General features: G+C 53.3%; 14 protein-coding genes, 2 tRNA genes and 3 rRNA genes. 8 read left to right on the top strand and 11 right to left on the bottom strand.

Annotated features, from left to right (window positions below; translation table 11 throughout):
- Nucleotides 1-11: 11 nt before the first annotated feature.
- The 6 genes from MKZ35_RS00555 to MKZ35_RS00530 all read right to left on the bottom strand — a co-directional run bounded on the left by MKZ35_RS00555 (nucleotide 12) and on the right by MKZ35_RS00530 (nucleotide 6,849).
- Entirely contained in the window at nucleotides 12-440 is a 429-nt protein-coding gene (locus MKZ35_RS00555; protein WP_482511283.1) for a cytochrome c maturation protein CcmE domain-containing protein, read from the bottom strand.
- A gap of 85 nt (nucleotides 441-525) precedes the next feature.
- Nucleotides 526-753, bottom strand: a complete 228-nt coding sequence (locus tag MKZ35_RS00550; RefSeq protein WP_482511282.1) for a CcmD family protein — start codon at nucleotides 751-753, stop codon at nucleotides 526-528.
- Entirely contained in the window at nucleotides 734-1,405 is a 672-nt protein-coding gene (locus tag MKZ35_RS00545) for a cytochrome c biogenesis protein (RefSeq protein ID WP_482512241.1), read from the bottom strand. Before MKZ35_RS00545 ends, MKZ35_RS00550 begins: the two co-directional genes overlap by 20 nt.
- A gap of 170 nt (nucleotides 1,406-1,575) precedes the next feature.
- Nucleotides 1,576-2,217 (bottom strand): heme exporter protein CcmB, encoded by a 642-nt coding sequence (locus tag MKZ35_RS00540; protein WP_482512240.1) that lies wholly within the window; start codon nucleotides 2,215-2,217, stop codon nucleotides 1,576-1,578.
- Nucleotides 2,218-3,604: 1,387 nt separating this feature from the next.
- A complete protein-coding gene (locus MKZ35_RS00535) occupies nucleotides 3,605-5,731 on the bottom strand; it encodes a TolB family protein (RefSeq protein ID WP_482511281.1) in 2,127 nt (708 codons plus the stop codon).
- A gap of 23 nt (nucleotides 5,732-5,754) precedes the next feature.
- The gene (locus tag MKZ35_RS00530) at nucleotides 5,755-6,849 is read right to left on the bottom strand and encodes an NAD(P)/FAD-dependent oxidoreductase (RefSeq protein WP_482511280.1); all 1,095 of its coding nucleotides are present in this window, start codon (nucleotides 6,847-6,849) and stop codon (nucleotides 5,755-5,757) included.
- Nucleotides 6,850-7,203: 354 nt separating this feature from the next.
- Here MKZ35_RS00530 and MKZ35_RS00525 point away from each other — a divergent pair, with 354 nt between their 5' ends.
- From MKZ35_RS00525 to MKZ35_RS00490, 8 genes are all read left to right on the top strand, one after another.
- Nucleotides 7,204-7,428: a hypothetical protein gene (locus tag MKZ35_RS00525; protein WP_482511279.1), complete on the top strand. Its 225-nt coding sequence runs from the start codon at nucleotides 7,204-7,206 to the stop codon at nucleotides 7,426-7,428.
- Between the two features lie 51 nt (nucleotides 7,429-7,479).
- Nucleotides 7,480-8,190 (top strand): hypothetical protein, encoded by a 711-nt coding sequence (locus MKZ35_RS00520; protein WP_482511278.1) that lies wholly within the window; start codon nucleotides 7,480-7,482, stop codon nucleotides 8,188-8,190.
- A gap of 172 nt (nucleotides 8,191-8,362) precedes the next feature.
- The gene (locus MKZ35_RS00515) at nucleotides 8,363-8,890 is read left to right on the top strand and encodes a hypothetical protein (protein ID WP_482511277.1); all 528 of its coding nucleotides are present in this window, start codon (nucleotides 8,363-8,365) and stop codon (nucleotides 8,888-8,890) included.
- 166 nt (nucleotides 8,891-9,056) lie between these two features.
- Nucleotides 9,057-9,692, top strand: a complete 636-nt coding sequence (locus MKZ35_RS00510) for an MBL fold metallo-hydrolase (RefSeq protein WP_482511276.1) — start codon at nucleotides 9,057-9,059, stop codon at nucleotides 9,690-9,692.
- 18 nt (nucleotides 9,693-9,710) lie between these two features.
- Entirely contained in the window at nucleotides 9,711-10,400 is a 690-nt protein-coding gene (locus MKZ35_RS00505) for a CDP-alcohol phosphatidyltransferase family protein (protein ID WP_482511275.1), read from the top strand.
- A gap of 117 nt (nucleotides 10,401-10,517) precedes the next feature.
- Nucleotides 10,518-14,477, top strand: coding sequence for a type IX secretion system sortase PorU (gene porU, locus MKZ35_RS00500; protein ID WP_482511274.1), 3,960 nt, complete (start codon nucleotides 10,518-10,520; stop codon nucleotides 14,475-14,477).
- Nucleotides 14,478-14,524: 47 nt separating this feature from the next.
- Nucleotides 14,525-15,742: a type IX secretion system outer membrane channel protein PorV gene (porV, locus tag MKZ35_RS00495; protein ID WP_482511273.1), complete on the top strand. Its 1,218-nt coding sequence runs from the start codon at nucleotides 14,525-14,527 to the stop codon at nucleotides 15,740-15,742.
- Nucleotides 15,743-15,751: 9 nt separating this feature from the next.
- Entirely contained in the window at nucleotides 15,752-17,032 is a 1,281-nt protein-coding gene (locus MKZ35_RS00490) for a M16 family metallopeptidase (protein ID WP_482511272.1), read from the top strand.
- A 299-nt stretch (nucleotides 17,033-17,331) separates the two neighbouring features.
- On the opposite strand, the gene rrf is transcribed toward MKZ35_RS00490, so the two are convergent.
- From rrf to MKZ35_RS00465, 5 genes are all read right to left on the bottom strand, one after another.
- Nucleotides 17,332-17,443: ribosomal RNA gene (rrf, locus tag MKZ35_RS00485) — 5S ribosomal RNA — on the bottom strand.
- 84 nt (nucleotides 17,444-17,527) lie between these two features.
- Nucleotides 17,528-20,443 (bottom strand): 23S ribosomal RNA (locus MKZ35_RS00480).
- A gap of 210 nt (nucleotides 20,444-20,653) precedes the next feature.
- Nucleotides 20,654-20,727: transfer RNA gene (locus tag MKZ35_RS00475), tRNA-Ala, on the bottom strand.
- 27 nt (nucleotides 20,728-20,754) lie between these two features.
- Nucleotides 20,755-20,828, bottom strand: a tRNA-Ile gene (locus tag MKZ35_RS00470).
- 129 nt (nucleotides 20,829-20,957) lie between these two features.
- Nucleotides 20,958-22,470 (bottom strand): 16S ribosomal RNA (locus tag MKZ35_RS00465).
- The 16S, 23S and 5S rRNA genes sit together here with 2 tRNA genes alongside, the layout of an rRNA operon.
- Between the last annotated feature and the right edge of the window lie 71 nt (nucleotides 22,471-22,541).

Here is a 22,541-nt window from a genome sequence, read left to right as displayed (position 1 = left end):
TCGTCTAGTCCTTAATTAACAGCAGCTGTTGCGCCTTTCACTTCCGTCTCCACGTATTTGGAGGGGCACTTCAGCAGGATTTTGTCGGCGACGAAAATGTCGTTGCGCATAGCGCCAGTAATTACCACCTGCTCCGACTTATCGAAATCCTGGGGCTTTGGGTTAAAATAAATCACCCGCTGCGCAATTCGATTCGTATCTACCAACGTGAAAGCGAAGTAGTTAGGGTCGAGCGTGGGGTTATACTCCAGGCCCGTGATGTTCTTCTGATTGTCGCGGGGCAGACGGCCCACTACGTGTACTTTGGTCATGTTGCCCTCGGCGGCGCGCTCACGCGCTTCCTTAAAGGATACATAGACGCTGGCATCGCCGGCCGCGCTCATAATAATACCAATAGCGATGGCAATTACGGCGATGGCGAGAATGTGGGTTTTTTTCATGTTGCGAAAGGTGCGGGTCGGTAATTCTGAACAACTAAAGTGGACTGAAAAATCCGTGGGGGGCAATTATAGATGAGTATTTCGCTTACTGAATCTCCTTCTCCAGCCGGCTCACTTTGCGGTCGAGCGAAATCAGGTAGCCAATCAGGCCAATGACTACAATCAAAATCACGGCTACAACCACATAGATTTTGCCGCTTTGGCGCAAGGCGTCTGCCATTTCAGGCGTATCAGCGGTTTGCGCGGCGGCTTGCAGTGCAGAGGCAAGCAGCGTCAGCAGGAGCAAAAAGGCGTTACGCCAGCTGTTTTTCATAAATTTTCTGTTTGAGGAATTCGAGGCGGCTGCTCACTTGCGTAATCCAAAAGCCAATGAGCGTCCAGCCAATAACGGCGGGATAGAATACCATGCGCATGTTGCTATCCAGGTCATAGTTGCTAAAACCAGGGTTGCCGCCCGCGCCGGGGTGCAGCGAATCGGTGAGGCGCGGCAACACAAAAAGCAGCGGAATAGCCGCCGCGAACGCAAAGATATTGTACACGGCGCTGATGCGCGCCCGCTGCTGCTCATCAGTAAAGGAAGAGCGCAACACAATATAAGCTCCGTAGATAAGCATCGCAATAGCGGCCCCATTAAGGCGCGGGTCGGAGGTCCACCAGGCGCCCCAGGTGTAGCGCGCCCATATACTGCCCGTAGCTAAGCCCAGCATTCCCAGCACGATACCCGTCTTGGCAGACTCGTGCGCCAGCGTATCGAGGCGGGCAGTGGGCGTGCGGAGGTAGCGAACTGAGTACACAACCGAGGTGGTCAGAATGATAGTCATGCCGAACCACATGGGCACGTGGAAGTAGAGGTTGCGAATGCTTTCATTCACGATATCCAACCGCGGCACTGGCACCAACAACCCCGCTACTACCGTGTACAGCACCAACACGATAGCGAGCACTTTCCACCAGTTTCTTTTTATAGACATGAGTCTTTAAGTAGAGGTGAGAGGTGAGAACTGAGACATGAGAACTGATAATGGTGGAAGGCGTAGGCAGTAGCTACTGTGCTTAACAAGCCGATGTAGTGGTTTGTGACAATTGGGGGGCATTTTTCTAACTTCTCCTGTCTCACTTCTCACTTCTAAAAAAATCAGCCGCGCCACAAAAACGGAAACAGCAGGTACGACACGGCCGTCACAATCAGATTGAGAGCCAGCAACGTGAGCAGGGAGCCGCTACTGGCCTCAAACTCCAGCCCATCAAGGGCGTTTTTGGAAACCTTGATGAGCAGCAGCAACATCGGAATCATGATGGGAAAGCCGAGTACAGCCATGAGCGTGCTGCTGTTCGTGGCTTTGGCTGCAATACCGGACACCAGCGTGAGCGTGGTAGCAAAGCCCACTGCGCCCAGTCCAACGTTACCAACGAAGAGTGGCACATCCTGCACCGGATTGCCCAGTACTACGGCGTACAGCGCAAAGCCAACCAGCGCCAAACCCAGCAGCAACACCGCGTTGTAGGCTATTTTGGCCAGAATCACGGCCTGGGGCCGGACCAGCGTATAGTAGTAGAGCAGGCGGCCCCGGCTTTCCTGCAAAAACCCTTTGGCGGCGGCATTTACAGCGGTAAAAAGCAGGATGATCCAAAACAACGCGTTCCAGGCTGGGGCTGGCAATTGCCCCCCACGCAGCGCAAAGCTGAGATAACAGACAAATACGGTGCTGCCTACGTACAGCAACATACCATTCAGCGCCGCCCGCTGCCGCCACTCCAGACGAAAATCCTTCTGCATTAAATACCAAATCTCACGAAGGAGCAACACGGCCACGGGACTAGTGAATGGGACCACAAAGATAGTCGCTGGCCGCTGGTTTTTCGCGCTTCAGGCCTGATGTTTAGGGGGTAGGCTATGCAGGCAGCTAAACAATGAAGGGCCAAAAAAAGCCCCCCAGATTATTTCCGGGGGGCTTTTTACAATGTATTTCAGCTTAAAAAAACGAGGTTTTCAGCCCTTCGACTTTAGAAGTCGTAGCCGAGCGTAAGGTAGAATTTTGGTCCCAGCTGCTTATAGTCTTCCTGCCCCCAGGCAATATCTCCTTTTCCGTAGAAGCCCAGCAAAGTTGTCCGGACTCCGAAGCCGTAGCCGACGAGCAAGGGGTTGCGGAAGTTGACAACAGTAGCCGAGAAGGCGTTGCCATTGCCGCCCACTATCTGGGTGTTGAAGGAGTTATTTTCGTTGAATGGGTTCGGGCCGGAGTAAGCCGAGCCGGCATCAGCAAAAGCAGTCAGCTGAAGGTTGCGAAAGAACCCTGACTCAACGGGTTTACGGGTGAGGTACTGAATAATGGGCACCCGCAGCTCGGAGTTGAATAATACATACTTCGGACCCACGCGCTTGCTGTAGTCAAACCCGCGCAGGTTGGTCACGAATTGCTGGTAGAACATTTGCGTCGGATCGAAGGTCGAGGGCAAAACGCGCTGGTCACCCTCGTATTCATTGAAGAGCCAGTTGTCCATGCCGCCGAGGCGAAACTGCTGCCGCGTATCACCGAAGAATTGGCCGTAGCTGGCGCGGTTGGCCCAGATAATCTGACGGTGGATTTTCTGGTAATGACGCAGATCCACGTAGATCTTGCCGAAGTTCTGTGACTTGTCATTTAAGCTATTGAGCTTCATTACGCCCACTTTCATACGCGTGCCTTGCAACATATTGACGCCGGTTGCAATGGCGTTATCATACACCAGCTCGCCGGTTGCGCCCAAATAGTTGCGGCTCACGTCCAGCGAATCGTCGAACACGTTGAGCAGCGTCCGGTTCACGTTCACAAATCGGGGTCCGCCGCGCAAGCTCAGGTTGTGCGTGAGTGGGTAAGCAATGGTCGGCGCTACCTCGTGGCGGCCGTAGCGGGTGCGGCCCAAGCCAGTAAGGTCGAAGAAGTAAGCTTGTTTTTGGTAGCGGATGCTCCAGTCGAAGCGGCGGCGCAGGTCAGTGTACTCCGCGAATATGTTGCTGGTCTTTAAATCAGTAAGACCAAAGATGCCTGCCTGAATCCGTTGGTTCTCAAACAGGTCCGTCATATTGGCCTGCCCGATCAAGCCAAAGCCCAGCAACGGATCTACATATACCGACGACACCACATTGTCGATGCTGAACTGGGGGCGGTAACGGTAGGGGCCCGTCAGCGCGAAGGCATCAGCCGGTGGGGCGGTGGGTAGGTTAGCCGCCGTAGCCGACCGCCGCCGCGCATTCGTGCGAGTGGGCGCGTCCTCATCAAACTCGTAGTTGCTGGTATTGATGGGCGCTTCATCCTGCTTCTGAGCCACCTGCGGCTGCGGCGTCGCCGTCGAGTCAGTCGTAATTTGCCCCCAGTCTGATCTGCAAGGGTGGAAGTTGAATCAGGAGCTGGCGCGGGTACGGGCGCGGGAACTGGAGCGGGTGGCGGCGCGGGAGCTGACCGCTCTTCCAGTATTTCCTGACGCGCTGTTTTGGCCAGCGCCATATTCTCCGGCAATGCGTACGCAGGGTACACATACACCATGTCGCGGGCGCGGTCGGCGGCTACGAAGCCCAGAGCACCGGTACTAGCGTTGAAGTCGAAGTCTTTGAGGTTGGTCGAAAAGTTACTCGCGGCCGTCCGTTGACGGGTAGTGAGTGAGAAGCGGTACAAACTGCGTATGCCGCTTTCCTCACCCAAGTACAAAATCTCAGTATCGGACACGGCCCGCGGCCGGCCTTCGTTAGAGATAGTGCTCACCAGCGACTCAACCGGCTGCTCCCGTCCGTCGAGGTGATAGAGAAACAAGTCGTAGTTGTTCACAACACTGGCAAAGCTGCCTTCGGCCGTGCCGTCCGACCACCGGTTGGAGCTGAACACAATGCCCGCGCCGTTGGGCAGAAAGGTCGGCTGCACGTCGTCGAACAGATCGTTGGTGATGCGCTCGGGCGTACGGTTGCCGGCCCGCAACAAATACAGATCATTTTGCCCCCCACGCGTACCGCTGAATACCAACGACTTACCATCGGGCGAGTACGCCAGGTCGAGCACCTGGGAGAAGGGTTGGAATATAGATGAGCCCCCTTTGCTGAAAGGCAGGGCCTCCAGCAGATTGTCTACTATGCTACCAAACCCGCCGCCATCGGCAGGGCGCAGACGCAAGGCCATGTAGCCTTTGTCCATCTCAGCCACGGCTACCTGGCCATTGCCGCGCCAAGCCAGCACTGGAAGCCGATTTTCTACCTGCTGATCAGGCGTTTTGTAGCCGCCACGGTGAATAGTAGTTCGGCCCGAACCGTTGCGGTTGACGGTCATTACCCGATAGCGGCCGCGGTCATTGACCACGTACGCCAGCCGCTGCCCATTGGGGCTCAGCACTGGCTGCGAGTACAGCACTGCTTTCCGGTTGTTGCTTACTACTTGGTTTTTCTCGTCGGGCTGCACTAGCGGTACCAGCGGCTGAGCGTTCAGCTGACGGTAATAAGCCAGCCAATCGCGCAGGAAAACCTTATAAGGAACATTCAGCGAGCTGCTGATACCTACCTCTACGTCGCGGGTAATACGCGTGAGGTTCAGAATGTTCTGGATGGTGGTGTAGCCGTAGCGCTCCGCAATATAATTCCAGACGCTCTGACCCGCCAGCTGCGGATTGCGCAGAAAGAAAGGAGCCGTTTTGGCGCCCTCGTACTGCTGGGTCATATCGCGCATGTAGTCGTCCATCTCCACGCTCCAGCCCTCGGCGGCGTACGACGATGCTCCGGCAATAAACCACTCGGGCAGCTGCAATAAGTAGGTGCTCTGAATAACTTCCTTCAGCGAGCCGCCATACATCATATCGTTGAGCAGCACGCGGGTAATCTGGGAGCTTACATCGCGCTTGAAGAGCGTTTGCTGGCCCTGAAAGGCGATTTGCACCTTATTCATGCGCAGCAGCGAGGTCTCGCCCCCGGTTTGATACTTGTCGCTGTCGAGGCCAATATTGCTCTGCCGTAGGTCGCCCACGGAGTTGTAGAGCATAAGCGTGGTCTTCGAGTAAGGGTAGTAGCCGATGAGGGAAGAGACGCGCTGCAGCTCTTTTTCAGCGTACTCAGCGGCCCGACGGGCGGTGGTTTCGCCGCCAGCGTAGTAATAGATGTTGAAGTTCTGAGTGCTGAACAGCTGCCAGTCAAAATTCTTATACTGGATGCGCACGCGCCCGAACTGCTCCTGGGCCGTTTGGGCCTGGGCCTCGCCAGCCTCCAGCAATACTCCCAGCAGTAGCGCTCCAACCACCCAAAGTCGGCGCGTTATAAAAAAGGATAGGTGCTCCATATAGAAAGCAAAAGGGCAGAAAATCAGGAAGAAACGCCGACCTCAGCAGGTACGGAAATATACAACGAATGATACCGCGAAATATTGACCTCGGGCCAAAGTGCTTCGGTGCCTTCCAGCACGTTGGCAAAATGGGTTGCCAGCCGCGGAGCCAGCATCACGCCCTTGGAGCCGAAGCCATTAAATATACTCAAAACCGGCCAAGCTGGATGTCTGCCCAGCACGGGTTTTCGGTCGCGCACGGCGGGCCGAAAACCGGCCCGCTGATCAAGCACCGTAAATGGCTGATCTGACATCTCCATAAAGCGCTGCCCAAGCTCCGTCAGTGCCTCAGGCGTAGTGCCCAACGGCAGTGGTGGCCAGCGGTACGTAGCACCTACCCGAAACTGCCCGTCACCGAGCGGCACCACGTAGCCACCTTTGTTCAGCACCTGCGCCGCCGACAAACCCTCGCACTGCACGTCCAGTACCTCGCCCTGGTTAGGAATAATCGGCAGCCAGTTGAAGTACGGATTTTGCATGGCAGTGGCGCCTTCGCAAAAAACAAAGTGACGCGCCTGGATTGCGCCTTTGTAAGTCACACCAGCCGAGTCGATAACAAGGTCATTCCAGGCAAAAGTTTCGTGCCGCAGCCAGCCTTTTTCGAGGCCATCAGCGGCAAGAGCGGCTAACATTTCGCGCACGGCTACATGGCCGCAATGGCGAATAAAAATGCCCCCCAGACCAGTTTTTACGCCTGGTATGGCAGGCAGGTCCGTTCTGATTTCATCCACAAATACCCCCCAGGGCTGGTCCGCGCTACGGGCCATAATATAGTTTTGCTCCTTCACCGAGGCAAATAGCTTCAGAATAGGCGTCTCGAAGAAAAACTGCTGCTTAAATTCTGCTTCCAGCTGCCGGTAAAACACGGCCGCGGCGGGTAGCAGCTCGTCGGCTAGCCAGGTCAGGACGAAGCGCTGGCCGGTCACGGGATTCATCAGGCCGGCGGCTACGTTGGAGGCCGAGTCAGGTCGGGGTTCATCGAGCACTAGTACCGCGTGGCCGCGCTGCCGCAACTCGTAGGCCAGGGTAGCGCCGGCCAGGCCGTGACCGAGAATGAGATAGTCGTAAGTGGTCATTGAGGGCAAGGTGAACAGGATGCAATTTGGTGAAGCCTGGCTATTATAGACAAAGGGTGAGTAATGAACAGCCGCCTGATTTAGATTTATTTAACTGCACCTCCTTTGCTACAATACCTTTAAAAGGTGATTGTCACAACTTGAAAAATAAACACTTGTCCTAGTAATTATTTAATCGTAATTTTTCTATACCTAGAACTATCATAGCCGGATTGCTAATCCGACTACCCGCCCCTCCTATACCTATTGCAATATTTTCCGGTGCCCGGCTCTCCTTGCCCGAGAGCTTAACAGGCAATTATTGCCCGCGCCGGTCGTGTCGTATTTCCTTTTTTCACTTATTCCTTATTTCGTATGAGACATCCATTACATATGGGCATGGCGACCTTTCTGGCCGCCACCCTCTGCACGCTCTACAGCTGCGGCAAAGAAGAATTAGAGCCAACCGGCCCGACTGCGGCTTCTTCTCAACAAGCGGCTAAGAGTAAAGGCGGCTCCACGGCTGAGAAAGCCCAAAAAGCCTGGGACAAGTTTGTGACTGATGTCCGCAAAGGAATCGCGAAAGACCCCGTGGGCTAATACGTGAGCGATGATACGTGGGTGGAGAGTGACGGCACCAGCCCGCGCCCGATGCGGCCTAAACTAGATGTGTCGGAACGAGTCGCGTTGACAAGCAAATATGGAGACGTCGGCATCTTGAAAATTCCCTGTGAGGACCGGCCCGACGACCCGGATTGCAGTTCCCCTCCTCTCCCACCCGTCCCTACCACGGCCTTTTTAAGCAGTGAGGGCATTGCTCCTTACAGTGGGGCCGGCAACTTTGCCGGGGACATCCTGGATTTAAAAATCGCGAAGGCCCCCAATTTCGAGCCTGACGCTTATCCATTAGATGGTTACACTAGCATCCGCATAAACTTGAATTACGGGGCGGGTGGGCAAACTATCTACCTGACTTTCACCCGTGACCCCAGCAAAGTACGCCTCGGCGATGAAGCCGGCCGCACCGACCGCACTATCAGAGGGGCTGTACGCTGGATACAATCTTTTGCCCTTGTAACTGGAAATATGGACAAATGGGGGATCCCAGATGGTATTCCTGTGTGGGCCCCAGGCCCCTTCTTTAATGAGTGGAAACATCCAGACTTAAATGATGGGGCTGGCGGCTACTATATTTATCCATTCATGGGTAAAACAGCAACGGGCCGAGGCATTGAAGTAGGTGTATTACGAGGGAATAGCAGTAGTATCCAACCACCATCAGGGTGGAGGAAAGCTGATAATCAAGATTTGAATGAAAGGGCCGGAGGTGATTATATTTATTTCTGCTATAAAAACCGTTAGGATATACTCTATGAACAAGCATATCTTGTTTGTGATTATGGCTTCAATGCTGTGGTGTAGAACTCCCTGCCGGGGTCAGTCAACCGACCAGCCAACATACCATCGGTGGTACGTTGGTGCGCAGTTGGCCTCTCATTACTATGCTGTAATTTATCCTTCGGGTTTACCTAGTATGGGTAGCCCTAACCCTTTTCAGATGGTTATAGGATATCGGTTATCACCGCGCTTAGCGGTGCAAATTAGTGGCTTATATCGCCGTAGAAATTTAAGCTCCATTGGTACGGGTACCAGCGATACGGGCGAGCCTACTGCGACTAAAGCCGTCTACAACACATGGAACACAGCTATTCCGATAGGAGTACGCTATACCCTTACCCGCCAGCCCACGCGTCGTTTCCAAGTTGATGGAGCAATTGGAGTCAGTTTCATTAGCACTCGCTTCAATACCCGCCGCACATATGAGGTAGGCAGCGAAGTTATTGAGGAATACCGCGATGCGCAAAAAACCACCGGCACTTACCTGACCGGAGGCGTTAGCGGGCGCTTCGGCTTCGGCAAGACGCGCCGGGTAGAGGCCGTGCTGGACTTGCTGGTCAACCGCAATATTGAGCAGTTCAGTAAGGGCACGTATCAATACCTGGATGCACCCGGCGGCCTCACCCGCGCTTATGGCCTGGGCCTGCGGTATCGGTTTCTGTAAAGCCAATTTATAACTTCGGCTTATCCAGCTTCAGAGAGGTTCAAGCACATTGCTTGGACCTCTTTCGCTTTTTGACTTAGCCGGTGCTCGCGCAACTTCGCGCCGCTCCTCGTAACTTACCCTCCCAATTTCATTCGGCCCGCGCCGGTTCCCATTTAGTAGCTCCATGACCGTATCTGGTTTCACTTTCAACGCTTTTTCCGAAAATACTTACCTGCTGCATGATGCCACTAGGCAGTGCGTTGTCATTGACCCCGGCTGCTACGAGAAGGCTGAGCAACAAGCCCTGAAAGCATTCATTGAAGCCCAGGAGTTACAGGTTGTATTGCTGTTGAACACCCATTGCCACATCGACCATGTATTTGGCAATCAGTTTATAATCGACACGTATCAGGTGCCTTTCCTGATTCACGAAGCTGACCTGAGCGTTCTAAGGGCTGTACCGACTTATGCGCCCAGCTATGGCTTTCCCCATTATAACCCAGCCGAACCCACTGGGTTTTTAACGCCTAGCGAGCCCGTCACTTTCGGCGAGACTAGCTTGGAAGTACGCTTCGCTCCAGGGCACGCGCCCGGCCACGTCGTGTTTTATCACGAGCCTACTGAAACCGTCATCGGTGGCGACGTGCTGTTTCAGAGCAGCATCGGCCGCACCGATTTGCCGGGGGGCAATTATGACACGCTCATCGAAAGTATTCGTACTCAACTTCTACCTCTCCCCGATTCGGTGACCGTGTATCCTGGGCATGGGCCGGCTACTACCATTGGGGCCGAACGGCGTTCCAATCCGTTTTTGCGCTAACGTCGTTTTTTAGTCTTCATGAAGAATCATTTGCCCAACGCAATTACCTGTCTTAATTTATTTGCGGGCTGTCTGGCGCTTTGCAACGTCTTTGCCGGCCGCCTGGAGCTGGCCGCTTACCTTGTAGGCCTGGCTGCTGTTTTTGATTTCGCCGATGGATTGGTAGCCCGCGCTTTGCACGCCAGCTCGCCCATTGGCAAAGACCTTGATTCATTGGCCGATATGGTTTCCTTTGGCGTGGTGCCAGGTGCTATGCTGTACCATTTGCTGGGTCAGGGGGCAAATTCACTGCCTGAATGGCTGCCCTACGCTGGCTTCATCGTGACCGTGTTTTCGGCGTTACGCTTAGCTAAGTTCAATAACGACACCCGCCAGACTAGCTCTTTTATTGGCTTGCCCACGCCGGCCTGTACGCTGGTAGTAGCTTCTCTGCCCCTGATTCTGGCTTACGACACTTACAATCTAACGTCGATTATCTTGAATCCGTGGGTGCTGCTTGGCCTGACGCTGTTATTGTCGGGCTTGCTGGTAGCGGAACTGCCGTTGTTTGCTTTAAAGTTTAAGAACCTACGCTGGCAGGACAATTCGGTGCGTTTCCTGTTTCTAATCGTATCAATGATCCTGTTGTTTGTTTTGCAGGCAGCAGCCATTCCGCTTATTATTTTACTCTACGTGCTGCTTTCCTTGTTTCAACCATCTTTTGGATGATTTGCCGGCGTGAAACTGCGTACCACAATATTTGTATCTGCTGGTAGTTATATAGCTGGCTCGCTTGCAGCTGTTTTTTATCCTTCGCATATCCGCTCTCTATCGTTTTATACATCTATGCGCTTTTTTCGGCTTTTGCTGCTCATTTGCGGGTTGGTGAGCTTTGCGAATACTGCGCAGGCCCAAGCCACTGAGCAGACAGCGCAAACCATCGTGGAGTGGCAGGGCTACGAAACCGTGTACACGCGGGCTGGGCAAGCCAGCCGTACCCCCTCGTTTCGGGGTGCCACCTATGCCCCCACCGACCGCATTGGCATGTTCACGCTGCGCCTCGCTGGTCGGGTAGTCAGCGGCCAGTTACGCAATGCCATTTATGAGCCCTTCCCTGCCGCTGACGCCGCTCTTCTGGCTACGGCAAATTTGCTCCCCGAGCCCGCACTAAGCTTGCGTACCGCTACGGAGCTGCGCGCTCCCGTGAGTTTTCTTACTCTCCAGCCCGTACGGCGCCACGCTCAGAGTGGGCAGGCCGAACGGCTGGTTTCCTTCGAGTACACCTATATAGTTGCCCCGCCAACGGCTTCACGCGGTGGGCGTCCTCATCCCAATGCTTCAGTACTTCAGCAAGGCGACTGGTTTAAGATTGGAGTGCCGGCTAGCGGTATTTATAAGCTTGATAAGGCCGCTTTGTCGGCTATGGGCCTCAATCCGCAGACCCTTGATCCGCGCCGTCTCCAACTCTACGGCAACGCCACGGGTATGCTACCGCAGCCCAACAGCACCTACCGGCCCGATGACTTAATTGAAAATGCCGTTTTTGTGGCCAACGATAACAACGATGCCACTTTCAACGACAACGAGTACGTGCTGTTCTATGCCCGCGGCCCGCACATCTGGGAACGCGAGGCGCCTACGGTTAACCGCTTTCGTCACTCTTACCACCTGTACACCGATACAGCCTACTATTTTATAACGGTTGGCGCGGCGTCGGGCAAGCGGGTGGCCATGGCTCCGGCCGTAACGGCTGCTCCTACTGCCACCATCACGACCTTCGCTGAGCGAAAATTCTATGAGATTGATCTGATCAATCTGCTTAAATCGGGACGGCAATGGCTGGGCGAGAAGTTTGAGTCAGGGAGTCGCCAGGAAATTCCGTTTACCATTCCAGACCTCGTACCCGGCTCCCCGGTGCAGCTTACTTCATCGGTAGCGGCCGCCTCAAACAGTGCTTCTAGCTTCCAAATCAGCGTTGGGGGGCAAAATGTGGCTTCCCAATCGGTAGCTGGCTATAGCTCTAATTTCTTTCCCGAAATAGCCAATACCAGCTTACTCACGGTGGCCGTGCCAGCACCGGGCACCGCTGATTTGCGTGTATCGCTGACCTACAATGCTAATAGCCCGTCCGCTGCCGGCTACCTTGACTTTCTGGAGTTGAACGCCCAGCGTCAGTTGCGCTTTGTAGCTCCCCAGCTTGAATTTCGCTCGTTCGAGAATATTGCTTTGGGTGCTTTCAGTCGATTCACTTTAGCGAATGCAGCCAGTGCTACGGTGTGGGATGTCACTAACCCACGTCGTCCGGTAGCTCGTTCGCTTGATGCCAGTGGCACTTTTGTAGCCCCAACGGACTCCCTGCGCGAGTTCATCGCTTTTACAGGCAGCAGCTTTGAAATTCCGCGCAGCTTTGGCCGGGTAGCGCCCCAAAACCTGCACGCGCTCAACCTCGACGGACGGCTGGACTTTGTCATCGTTACGCACCCGCTGTTTCGGGCCGAAGCTGAGCGCCTGGCCGAGTATCGGCGCAACCCCGTCCGCTCAGTTGACAGGCTGAACGTAGCCGTAGTTACTACTGAGCAGATATACAACGAGTTCAGCTCCGGCGGCCAGGATGTAACGGCCATCCGCGACTTTATGAAGATGATTTATGACCGAACCCCGGCTGGCAAGCGCACGATGCTCTTGCTCTTCGGCGACGCTTCATATGACTATAAATCTGACCCTACGAACGACCTGACCAAAGTTCCAACGTGGTGGAAACAGCGGCGCCTGTCCGAAAGTGGTTCGCCTGATATCGATAGAATCAATCAAAACTTCGTGCCGGTGTACGAGTCGCGGGAATCCTTTAACCTGGTTTTTCCCCGCCCCGGCGCCCCGGCACTTTCTTATTCCTCCGATGATTATTTCGGCCTCCTAGATGATACTGAGGGCCGCTGGGACGAAGGCGGCCGCCCCATTAGTGAAGGCCTGGATATTGGAATTGGGCGCCTACCCGTGCGCACACCCGCCAACCAGCCTCGCTCTACTGCTCAGGCCAAGCTGGTAGTGGATAAGCTTATTACCTACGACTCGCCGGCCGCGTATGGCAAATGGCGCAACCGCGTGACTTTCGTTGCCGACGATGGGGACGCCAATGAGCACGTGTTGTCATCCACTGAGCCCTTGGCTAACGACTTACTATCGCGCCGCCCCGCGTATAACGTGCACAAGGTTTACCTCGATATGTATCCGCAGGTAGCCGGTGCTGGGGAGCAAAATTCACCTGGTGCCAGCCGTGCCATCGATGAAGCCATTGAGCAAGGGTCGCTTATTATCAATTATGCTGGTCACGGAGGAATAACGGGATGGACTCAGGAGCAGATATTCACCAAATCAGACGTTCTGAATTTAAAAAACGTCACGCGGCCCACTTTTATGCTCACCGCCACCTGCGACTTTAGTACCTATGACAACCCAGAATTTGATTCAGCGGGCGAGGTGGCGCTCACCAATGTGGCGGGTGGTGCTATCGGTTTGCTCACGACGACCCGCGTAGTTATCTCCACGTTTAATCGCTTTCTGAATGAGCGTTTCTTTGCCGTTGTCTTTGCGCCCGTCAATGGTCGGATGCCCCGCTTAGGAGATGTGATGGCGCTTACCAAAAACGGTAGCCAGGCTGGCGACAACAATCGAAATTTCTCCCTGCTCGGTGACCCTTCTGCGCGCTTAGCCTACCCCGAGCAGTCGGCGGCTATTCGGCAGCTGAATGGAAAGCCACTCGCTGCTGCTACCGATACGCTCCGGGCCCTCTCCCGAGTGGAGTTGGCTGGCGATGTAACAACAGCCGCTGGTACCATCGACGCTGGTTTTACAGGCAAAGTGCAGGTGACCGTGTTTGATAAGCCTTCCGCTGTTACGCTACTTGGCAATGAAATAAACGACGGACGGCCCACGGTAGCCGTGCAGCGCGATATCATCTACGATGGTCAGGCCAGCGTGCGCAACGGTGAGTTCAAGCTCACCTTCATCGTACCCAAAGATATCAATTACAGCTTCGGCCAAGGTAAAATAAGCCTTTATGCCGCCGACACCATCCGGCGAACCGATGCCAGCGGCGCCACAAATTTAGTTGTGGGGGGCGTTTTAGACAATGCAGCCACCGACACAATACCGCCGGACATCCGCCTGTTCATGGATACCGAGTCCTTCGTGTTTGGCGGGCTTACGGGTACTTCCACCACGTTGATAAGTCGTCTGCGCGACGATAATGGCATTAACACGGCGGGCTCAGGTATTGGCCACGAAATAACGGCCACCCTGGATAATGATGTAAGCCAACTCGTCGTTCTAAACGATTATTATACAGCCGAGGTTGATAGCTTCCAAGTTGGCCGGGTCCGCTACCAATTCGAAGATCTTGCTCCTGGGCCTCATCTGCTGCGGGTGAAAGCCTGGGATACGTTTAATAACTCCGCTGAAAAAGAAATTGAATTTATTGCGGCCCGCACCGAAAAACTGGCACTCGACCACGTACTCAACTACCCCAACCCGTTTGCAAGCACCACAGCATTTCACTTTGACCACAACCGCGCCGGCGACGATCTTGACATTCAAGTGCAGATTTTTACCGTATCTGGCAAATTGGTTCGCACTTTGCGCACAACAGCCATTAGCAGCGGCTCGCACCTTGGCGATGTTACTTGGGATGGGCGGGATGAATTTAATGATCAATTAGCCCGCGGTGTATACGTCTACCGGGTCAGCGTGCGTTCCCCGCGTGATGGCTCTACTGCTTCCAAATACGAAAAACTAGTTCTTCTGAATTAACTTACTGGCCTCACGTTTATCTTTCAGCTCATCTTTTCCCGCTTAATATGCTCTTGTCGAAGCTGCCACTGCGCTATGCGCTTCTCCCCGGTTTGCTGGGTTTGTCACTTGTGGCCACAGCTCAAGATTACGGCACCAAAGTTATTACTACGGCCGTCCCTACTCTCTTGATTAGCCCCGACTCGCGCGGCGCGGCGCTTGGTGATGCTGGTGTGGCTACCTCACCCGATGCCAACTCCTCTTTTTACAACGCTGGCAAATTAGGCTTCGTACCTACCCAATACAGCGTTTCGCCATCTTACTCGCCGTGGCTGCGCCCTATTGCTGACGACATGGGCATAGCCTATTTATCAGGCTACGCTAAGCTCAACCAAAGGGCAGCTATTTCCGCGGCGCTCTCGTATTTTGATTTGGGAGAAATTGAATTGCGCTCTGCATTTAATAAGTCTGAAGGACAGTTTAACCCAAAGGAGTACGCTTTTGCTTTATCATACGGGCAGAAGCTCAGCGAGTATCTAGGCGTAGGCGTAACGGCACGCTATATTCGGTCCAACCTTGTTGGCCCTATCAGCGGTGGTGATTCCAAGCCTGGAAATGCGCTGGCTGTTGACTTAGGCACTTATTATACCCGTGACCTGAGTATTGGTGGTGGAGCTTATAATTTGGCGCTGGGTGCTGCGATTGCGAACTTCGGTAACAAAATGACTTATACCGATGCCAATCAGGCCGATTTTCTGCCCATGAATATCAAGCTGGGCACAGCCATCACCCGCGAGCTTGATCCGTATAACAAGCTCACGTTGACTCTCGATGGCACTAAACTATTGGTTCCTAGTCCTTACTATGAAGATAATGTGCCTACTGATGATGCCAGTCAAAGCGCGTACTTAGCGCGTCGTGATGCCGAGAATGAAAAAAGAAGACAGCAAGGCGTAGTTAGTGCTATTACCAATTCTTTTAGTGACGCACCGGGGGGCTTTTCAGAAGAGCTGCAAGAAATTAACCTTTCGGCTGGTCTGGAGTACACGTACAAAGATTTGTTGATGGCTCGTGTAGGGTATTTTTACGAAAATCCCGATAAAGGCGACCGTCGCTACCTCAGCCTAGGCTTAGGAGGGCGGTTCCAAGTGTTCGGTATCGATGGTGCTTACTTAGTGCCCAACTCCCGCGCGAATCCCCTAGCCCAAACTATTCGAGTGTCGTTACACTTTAACTTTAATAAGCTGGAAGAAGCCTTCGGCAGCGACGCTTCCTCTACCAACTAACTCGCTTCTATGCTCGACCGTCAAGTCGCTCCTCCCGTTCAGCCGCTGGCCAGTGTTACACTGCCCGCGGCTGACGTGTTTTCACTCCCTAATGGTGCTCGTCTGCACGTACTGCGCAATGATGCGCAGCCTGTAATCAGACTGCAAATAGTATTTCCGGCTGGCAAATGGTATGAGCCACAACCTGGTGTATCACTTCTTGCCGCTCGTATGCTTCTGGAGGGCACGAGCAACCGCACAGCTCGCCAAATTGCTGATACTATAGCTTTTTATGGCGCTTCACTTGAGTGTGAGCAGGGCTTCGATCGAGCTACCTTAACCCTCTACTGTCTTACACGCCATCTGGAAGCTCTATTACCATTAGTACTAGATGTAGCTACAGAGGCTACATTTCCAACTACTGAATTTAATTTACTACAGTCACGCACGATTCAAAACGTGCTAATTGAACGGCAAAAAACGGGTTATTTGGCTGCCGAACGCTTCTCACATAACCTGTTTGGCAACGGTTATCCTTATGGTGTAACCTTTAATGAGAATTCGTTTAAAAATCTTACTCCTGAGATAGTCAAGGCTTTCTATTATTCGGCTTACCAACTTGGCTCTGCAGAGATATTCCTTTGCGGTGACATTTCGGACCAACACGAACGGCTCGTTGTTCAAGTTCTTGGCCAGGGCTCCGATTTGGCAGGCACATTAAACGAACAAAACGCCCCCCATAGCATAACAGTTGCTCAACACGAGTATGTTACTGTGGCACAAAGCCTACAAGCTTCACTACGAATCGGGCGTTTGTGGCCAGCACCTATACACCCTGATGCACATCATCTGCAAGTACTAGTTAAGGTATTGGGGGGCTATTTTGGGTCTCGTTTAATGAAGAATATCCGGGAGGATAAAGGATTTACTTACGGTATTTATTCCAGCATAGCCCCCCGTGAACATGCAAATATGTTTGTTATCGGCACTGATGTAAATGCAGCAAGTGCTGAAGTAGCAATCAAAGAGGTACATCATGAATTACGCCAATTGCAGGAAAAACTAATTCCAAATGAGGAATTACAAACCGTTAAAACATATATGACCGGTAAATTTGCCAATGAGCTGAGCACTGTTTTCGAGCAGTGTGACAAGTACAAAGCTGTCGTGTTGCTTGGTCTACCCAGTTCTCACTACTCTGACTTTCTAGCACAAATCAATTTAGTGAATTCTAATACTCTGCAGCAATTAGCCCAGAGATACTTGTCGCCTGAAAATATGATTGAAGTAGTTGCTGGACCAGTTCGATAGGTGGTCTTGACTCACAATCACCGAAACTTCCATATCGCTTGAACTAGAAAACACTGACAATTCACTATGTATAAGCATAATAAAAGAGCAGCTATAGTCACAAACTATAGCTGCTCTTTTATTATGCTTATACATAGTGAAGTTCTAGCACACGTTAAGGGAAGAGTAGTTGGTTGGAATATATTTTCAGTTGAAAACGAGAATTATGACGGGTAGCCTCTTTTTACTTCCAAGTTGGCCTAAACGGGAACAGCCCCCGCATCCGGATAGTGGGACGCTGGGGGGCTGTTGGAATATAAGGTTGGCGGCGACCGACTCTCCCACCGGTGAAGGTAGTACCATAGGCGCACCGGGGCTTAACTGCTCTGTTCGGAATGGGAAGAGGTGAACACCCGGGCTAAAGCCACCATTACTGGCGCTCGTGTCTAGTTCACAGACACAACAAATAACGTTGACGCAGGTAACGGGTAAGAAGAAAGCAGAAAAAGAGCATTGTCTGGTAAGTGTTCGAGTCATTAGTACTACTCGGCTCGGCCGTTTCCGACCTTCCACCTGTAGCCTATCCACGTGGTCGTCTCCCACGACTCTTCCTATATAAGAGATCTCATCTTGAGGTGAGTTTCGCACTTAGATGCTTTCAGCGCTTATCTCATCCCAGCGTCGCTACCCGGCGCTGCAGCTGGCGCCACAACCGGTGCACGAGCGGCTGGTCCATCCCGGTCCTCTCGTACTAAGGACAGGTCCTCGCAAATCTCTCACGCCCACCACAGATAGGGACCGAACTGTCTCACGACGTTCTGAACCCAGCTCGCGTGCCACTTTAATCGGCGAACAGCCGAACCCTTGGGACCTTCTCCAGCCCCAGGACGTGACGAGCCGACATCGAGGTGCCAAACCTCCCCGTCGATATGAGCTCTTGGGGGAGATCAGCCTGTTATCCCCGGCGTACCTTTTATCCTTTGAGCGATGGCCCTTCCATGCGGAACCACCGGATCACTATATCCGTCTTTCGACCCTGCTCGGCTTGTAGGCCTCACAGTCAAGCCCGCTTCTGCTATTGCGCTCTACAACCGGTTACCAAGCGGTCTGAGCGGACCTTTGAAAGCCTCCGATACTCTTTTGGAGGCGACCACCCCAGTCAAACTACCCACCAGACACTGTTTCCCCGTTCAGGAGATTAGGCACCGAGTAACACAAGGGTGGTATTTCAACGTTGGCTCCCCGAGAGCTGGCGCCCCCGGCTCAAAGCCTCCCACCTATCCTACACATGTGTTACCCAGCGTCAATGTCAAGCTATAGTAAAGGTGCACGGGGTCTTTCCGTCCCGTGGCGGGTACTCGGCATCTTCACCGAGACTACAATTTCACCGAGCTCACGGCTGAGACAGCGCCCAGATCGTTACACCATTCGTGCAGGTCGGAACTTACCCGACAAGGAATTTCGCTACCTTAGGACCGTTATAGTTACGGCCGCCGTTTACCGGGGCTTCGATTCAAACCTTCGCAGCTTGCGCCACTAAGTTCCCTCTTAACCTTCCGGCACCGGGCAGGTGTCAGACCTTATACTTCCGCTTGCGCGTTCGCAAAGTCATGTGTTTTTGTTAAACAGTCGCCTGGGCCTTTTCACTGCGGCTTCTCTTATTGCTAAGAGGAAGCGACCCTTCTCCCGAAGTTACAGGTCCATTTTGCCGAGTTCCTTGGCCGTGATTCACTCGAGCCCCTCAGGATACTCTCCTTGACTACCTGTGTCGGTTTGCGGTACGGGTTACTCTAAGGTTAAAACGCTTAGCAGGTTTTCTTGGCAGTCTGATTAGGATGACTATCCCCGTGGCCGAGGCCGTAGGGTACTATCACGGTTCAGCAAGGTCGGCGGATTTACCTACCAACCCTATACCTACGCGCTTCAACGGGCACTTCCGTCCGCCCGCGCATCTTTCACTTCTGCGTCACTGCATCACTTCTTAGAGTAAGTGCTGGAATATCAACCAGCTGTCCATCGACGTAGCCTCTCGGCGTAGCCTTAGGTCCCGACTAACCCTGCTCCGATTAGCGTTGAGCAGGAAACCTTAGTCTATCGGGGGGCGGGTTTCTCACCCGCCTTATCGTTACTCATGCCTACATTTGCTTTTCTAGCCGCTCCAGCACGCCTGACAGCATACCTTCTCCGCTGCTAGAATGCTCCCCTACCACTTACACATCCGTGTAAATCCATCGCTTCGGTACCGGACTTGATGCCCGCGTATTATCGATGCCCTCTCGCTCGACCAGTGAGCTGTTACGCACTCTTTAAATGAATGGCTGCTTCCAAGCCAACATCCTGGCTGTCAAGGCAAGTGGACCTCCTTTGTTCAACTTAGTCCGGATTTAGGGACCTTAGCGGATGGTCTGGGTTCTTTCCCTCTCGGCATGGGACCTTAGCACCCCACGCCTCACTGCCGCGTATATCAACCGGCATTCGGAGTTCGTCTGGATTCGGTAGGCTGTGACACCCCCTAGTCCAATCGGTAGCTCTACCTCCGGCTGACTTGACCGCGACGCTGTACCTAAATACATTTCGGGGAGTACGAGCTATTTCTCAGTTTGATTGGCCTTTCACCCCTACCCACAACTCATCCAAATCCTTTTCAACGGAAACTGGTTCGGGCCTCCAGTTGGTTTTACCCAACCTTCACCCTGGTCATGGGTAGATCACAAAGTTTCGCGTCTACCCCCCTGACTCTGCGCCCTGTTCAGACTCGCTTTCGCTGCGGCTCCGCGTCTTCAGACACTTAACCTTGCCAGGGAGGAGTAACTCGTAGGCTCATTATGCAAAAGGCACGCCGTCACCCCACTAGAAGGCTCCGACCGCTTGTAAGCACACGGTTTCAGGTTCTTTTCACTCCTCTATTCGAGGTTCTTTTCACCTTTCCCTCACGGTACTGGTTCACTATCGGTCTCTCAGGAGTATGTAGCCTTAGCGGATGGTGCCGCTGGATTCAGAGGGGATTTCTCCGGTCCCCCCCTACTCAGGAATCCTCTACCGTGCTTGACTTGCTCGCTTACCGGACTCTCACCGTCTCTGGTCGACTTTCCCACGTCGTTCAGCTAAAATCAAACAATCAGATCTTGAGGTCCTACAACCCCCAGCTGGCCGTAACCAACTCGGTTTGGGCTCGTCCCCGTTCGCTCGCCACTACTTAGGGAATCATTGTTATTTTCTGTTCCTCCGGGTACTTAGATGTTTCAGTTCCCCGGGTTTGCCCCTATAGCACTAAAGCTATAGGCCCTACCGCTTCACGGTAGTGGGTTGCCCCATTCGGATACCCGCGGATCACTTCGTATGTGCCAATCCCCGCGGCTTTTCGCAGCTTATCACGTCCTTCCTCGCCTCTGAGAGCCTAGGCATCCCCCGTGTGCCCTTACTTACTTACCTTCTAGCCCTCCCGTAAACAGGAAGGCCGGCTCGTAACAAGAAACCACTAAAAGTAGTCCTCGCTTCTTTCTTTTTCTTCTTACTCGTTATCCTACGTCAAAGAACGTGTGTCTTCCTGTTGAAGACATAGTGTTAGCTGCTTGTCACCAAGACAGCTAACTAGTACTGTTTACTCTCCTTACGCAGCTACCAATTGTAGTTGCATATAGGTGGAGAATAACGGATTCGAACCGTTGACCCCCTGCGTGCAAGGCAGGTGCTCTAGCCAGCTGAGCTAATCCCCCATGTTCTGTCTATCCAACCTTCTCCCGTGGGCCAGCGTGGACTCGAACCACGGACCTCGACATTATCAGTGTCGCGCTCTAACCACCTGAGCTACTAGCCCGAGTCAACTTTGCCATCATTTTTATAATGAAAGCAAAGCGAATCCTAAAAACGTTGAATGAAAGGAGTAACAAATGGCATGTAAAATCATTAGGCACGAACAATTATGTCGTGAGCAAGGTAGCTCCAGAAAGGAGGTGATCCAGCCGCACCTTCCGGTACGGCTACCTTGTTACGACTTAGCCCCAGTTACCTGTTCTACCCTAACTGGCTTCTGTGACGAGCACCAGCTTCAGGTCTACCAGACTTCCATGGCTTGACGGGCGGTGTGTACAAGGCCCGGGAACGTATTCACCGCGTCATTGCTGATACGCGATTACTAGTGATTCCAGCTTCACGGAGTCGAGTTGCAGACTCCGATCCGAACTGAGACCGGTTTTGTGAGATTGGCGTCACGTTGCCGTGTAGCGACCCTCTGTACCGGCCATTGTAGCACGTGTGTAGCCCTAGGCGTAAGGGCCATGATGACCTGACGTCGTCCCCGCCTTCCTCACTGCTTGCGCAGGCAGTCCTTCTAGAGTCCCCATCATGACATGCTGGCAACTAAAAGTAGGGGTTGCGCTCGTTGCGGGACTTAACCCAACACCTCACGGCACGAGCTGACGACGGCCATGCAGCACCTTGCTTTGTGTCCCGAAGGAAAGGCTCATCTCTGAACCGGTCACGCGCATTCTAGCCTAGGTAAGGTTCCTCGCGTATCATCGAATTAAACCACATGCTCCACCACTTGTGCGGGCCCCCGTCAATTCCTTTGAGTTTCACTCTTGCGAGCGTACTCCCCAGGTGGGATACTTACCGCTTTCGCTAAGTCACCAACAGTCTATCGCTGGCAACGAGTATCCATCGTTTACGGCGTGGACTACCAGGGTATCTAATCCTGTTCGCTCCCCACGCTTTCGTGCCTCAGTGTCAGATGTCGCCTAGGCAGCTGCCTACGCAATTGGGGTTCTGGACGGTATCTATGCATTTCACCGCTACACCGTCCATTCCGCCACCCTCGACGACTCTCAAGCCTGGCAGTATCCAGGGCAGTTCCACAGTTGAGCTGTGGGCTTTCACCCCGGACTTACCAAGCCACCTACGCACCCTTTAAACCCAATAAATCCGGACAACGCTTGCACCCTCCGTATTACCGCGGCTGCTGGCACGGAGTTAGCCGGTGCTTATTCCTCAGGTACCGTCAGTTGGTCTCGCAAGACCTTTTTCTTCCCTGAGAAAAGCCGTTTACAACCCAGAAGGCCTTCATCCGGCACGCGGCATGGCTGGGTCAGGCTCTCGCCCATTGCCCAATATTCCCTACTGCTGCCTCCCGTAGGAGTCTGGCCCGTATCTCAGTGCCAGTGTGGGGGATCACCCTCTCAGGTCCCCTAAGCATCGTCGCCATGGTGAGCCGTTACCCCGCCATCTAGCTAATGCTACGCAACCCCATCCACAACCAATAAATCTTTTATAAAACGACGATGCCGTCACTCTATATTATGCGGTATTAATCCGCCTTTCGGCGGGCTATCCCCCAGTTGCGGGTAGGTTGGTTACGCGTTACGCACCCGTGCGCCACTAGTGTATTGCTACACCCGTTCGACTTGCATGTATTAGGCCTGCCGCTAGCGTTCATCCTGAGCCAGGATCAAACTCTCCATTGTATAAATTCTCTTCACCTATGCGAACATAGGCTGCTGTCTTGGGCGTAATCCTTGCTCACGTATTGACGTAA

This window comes from Hymenobacter sp. R533113 (genome assembly GCF_056835965.1).
This window is presented reverse-complemented; position numbering and strand designations above follow the sequence as displayed.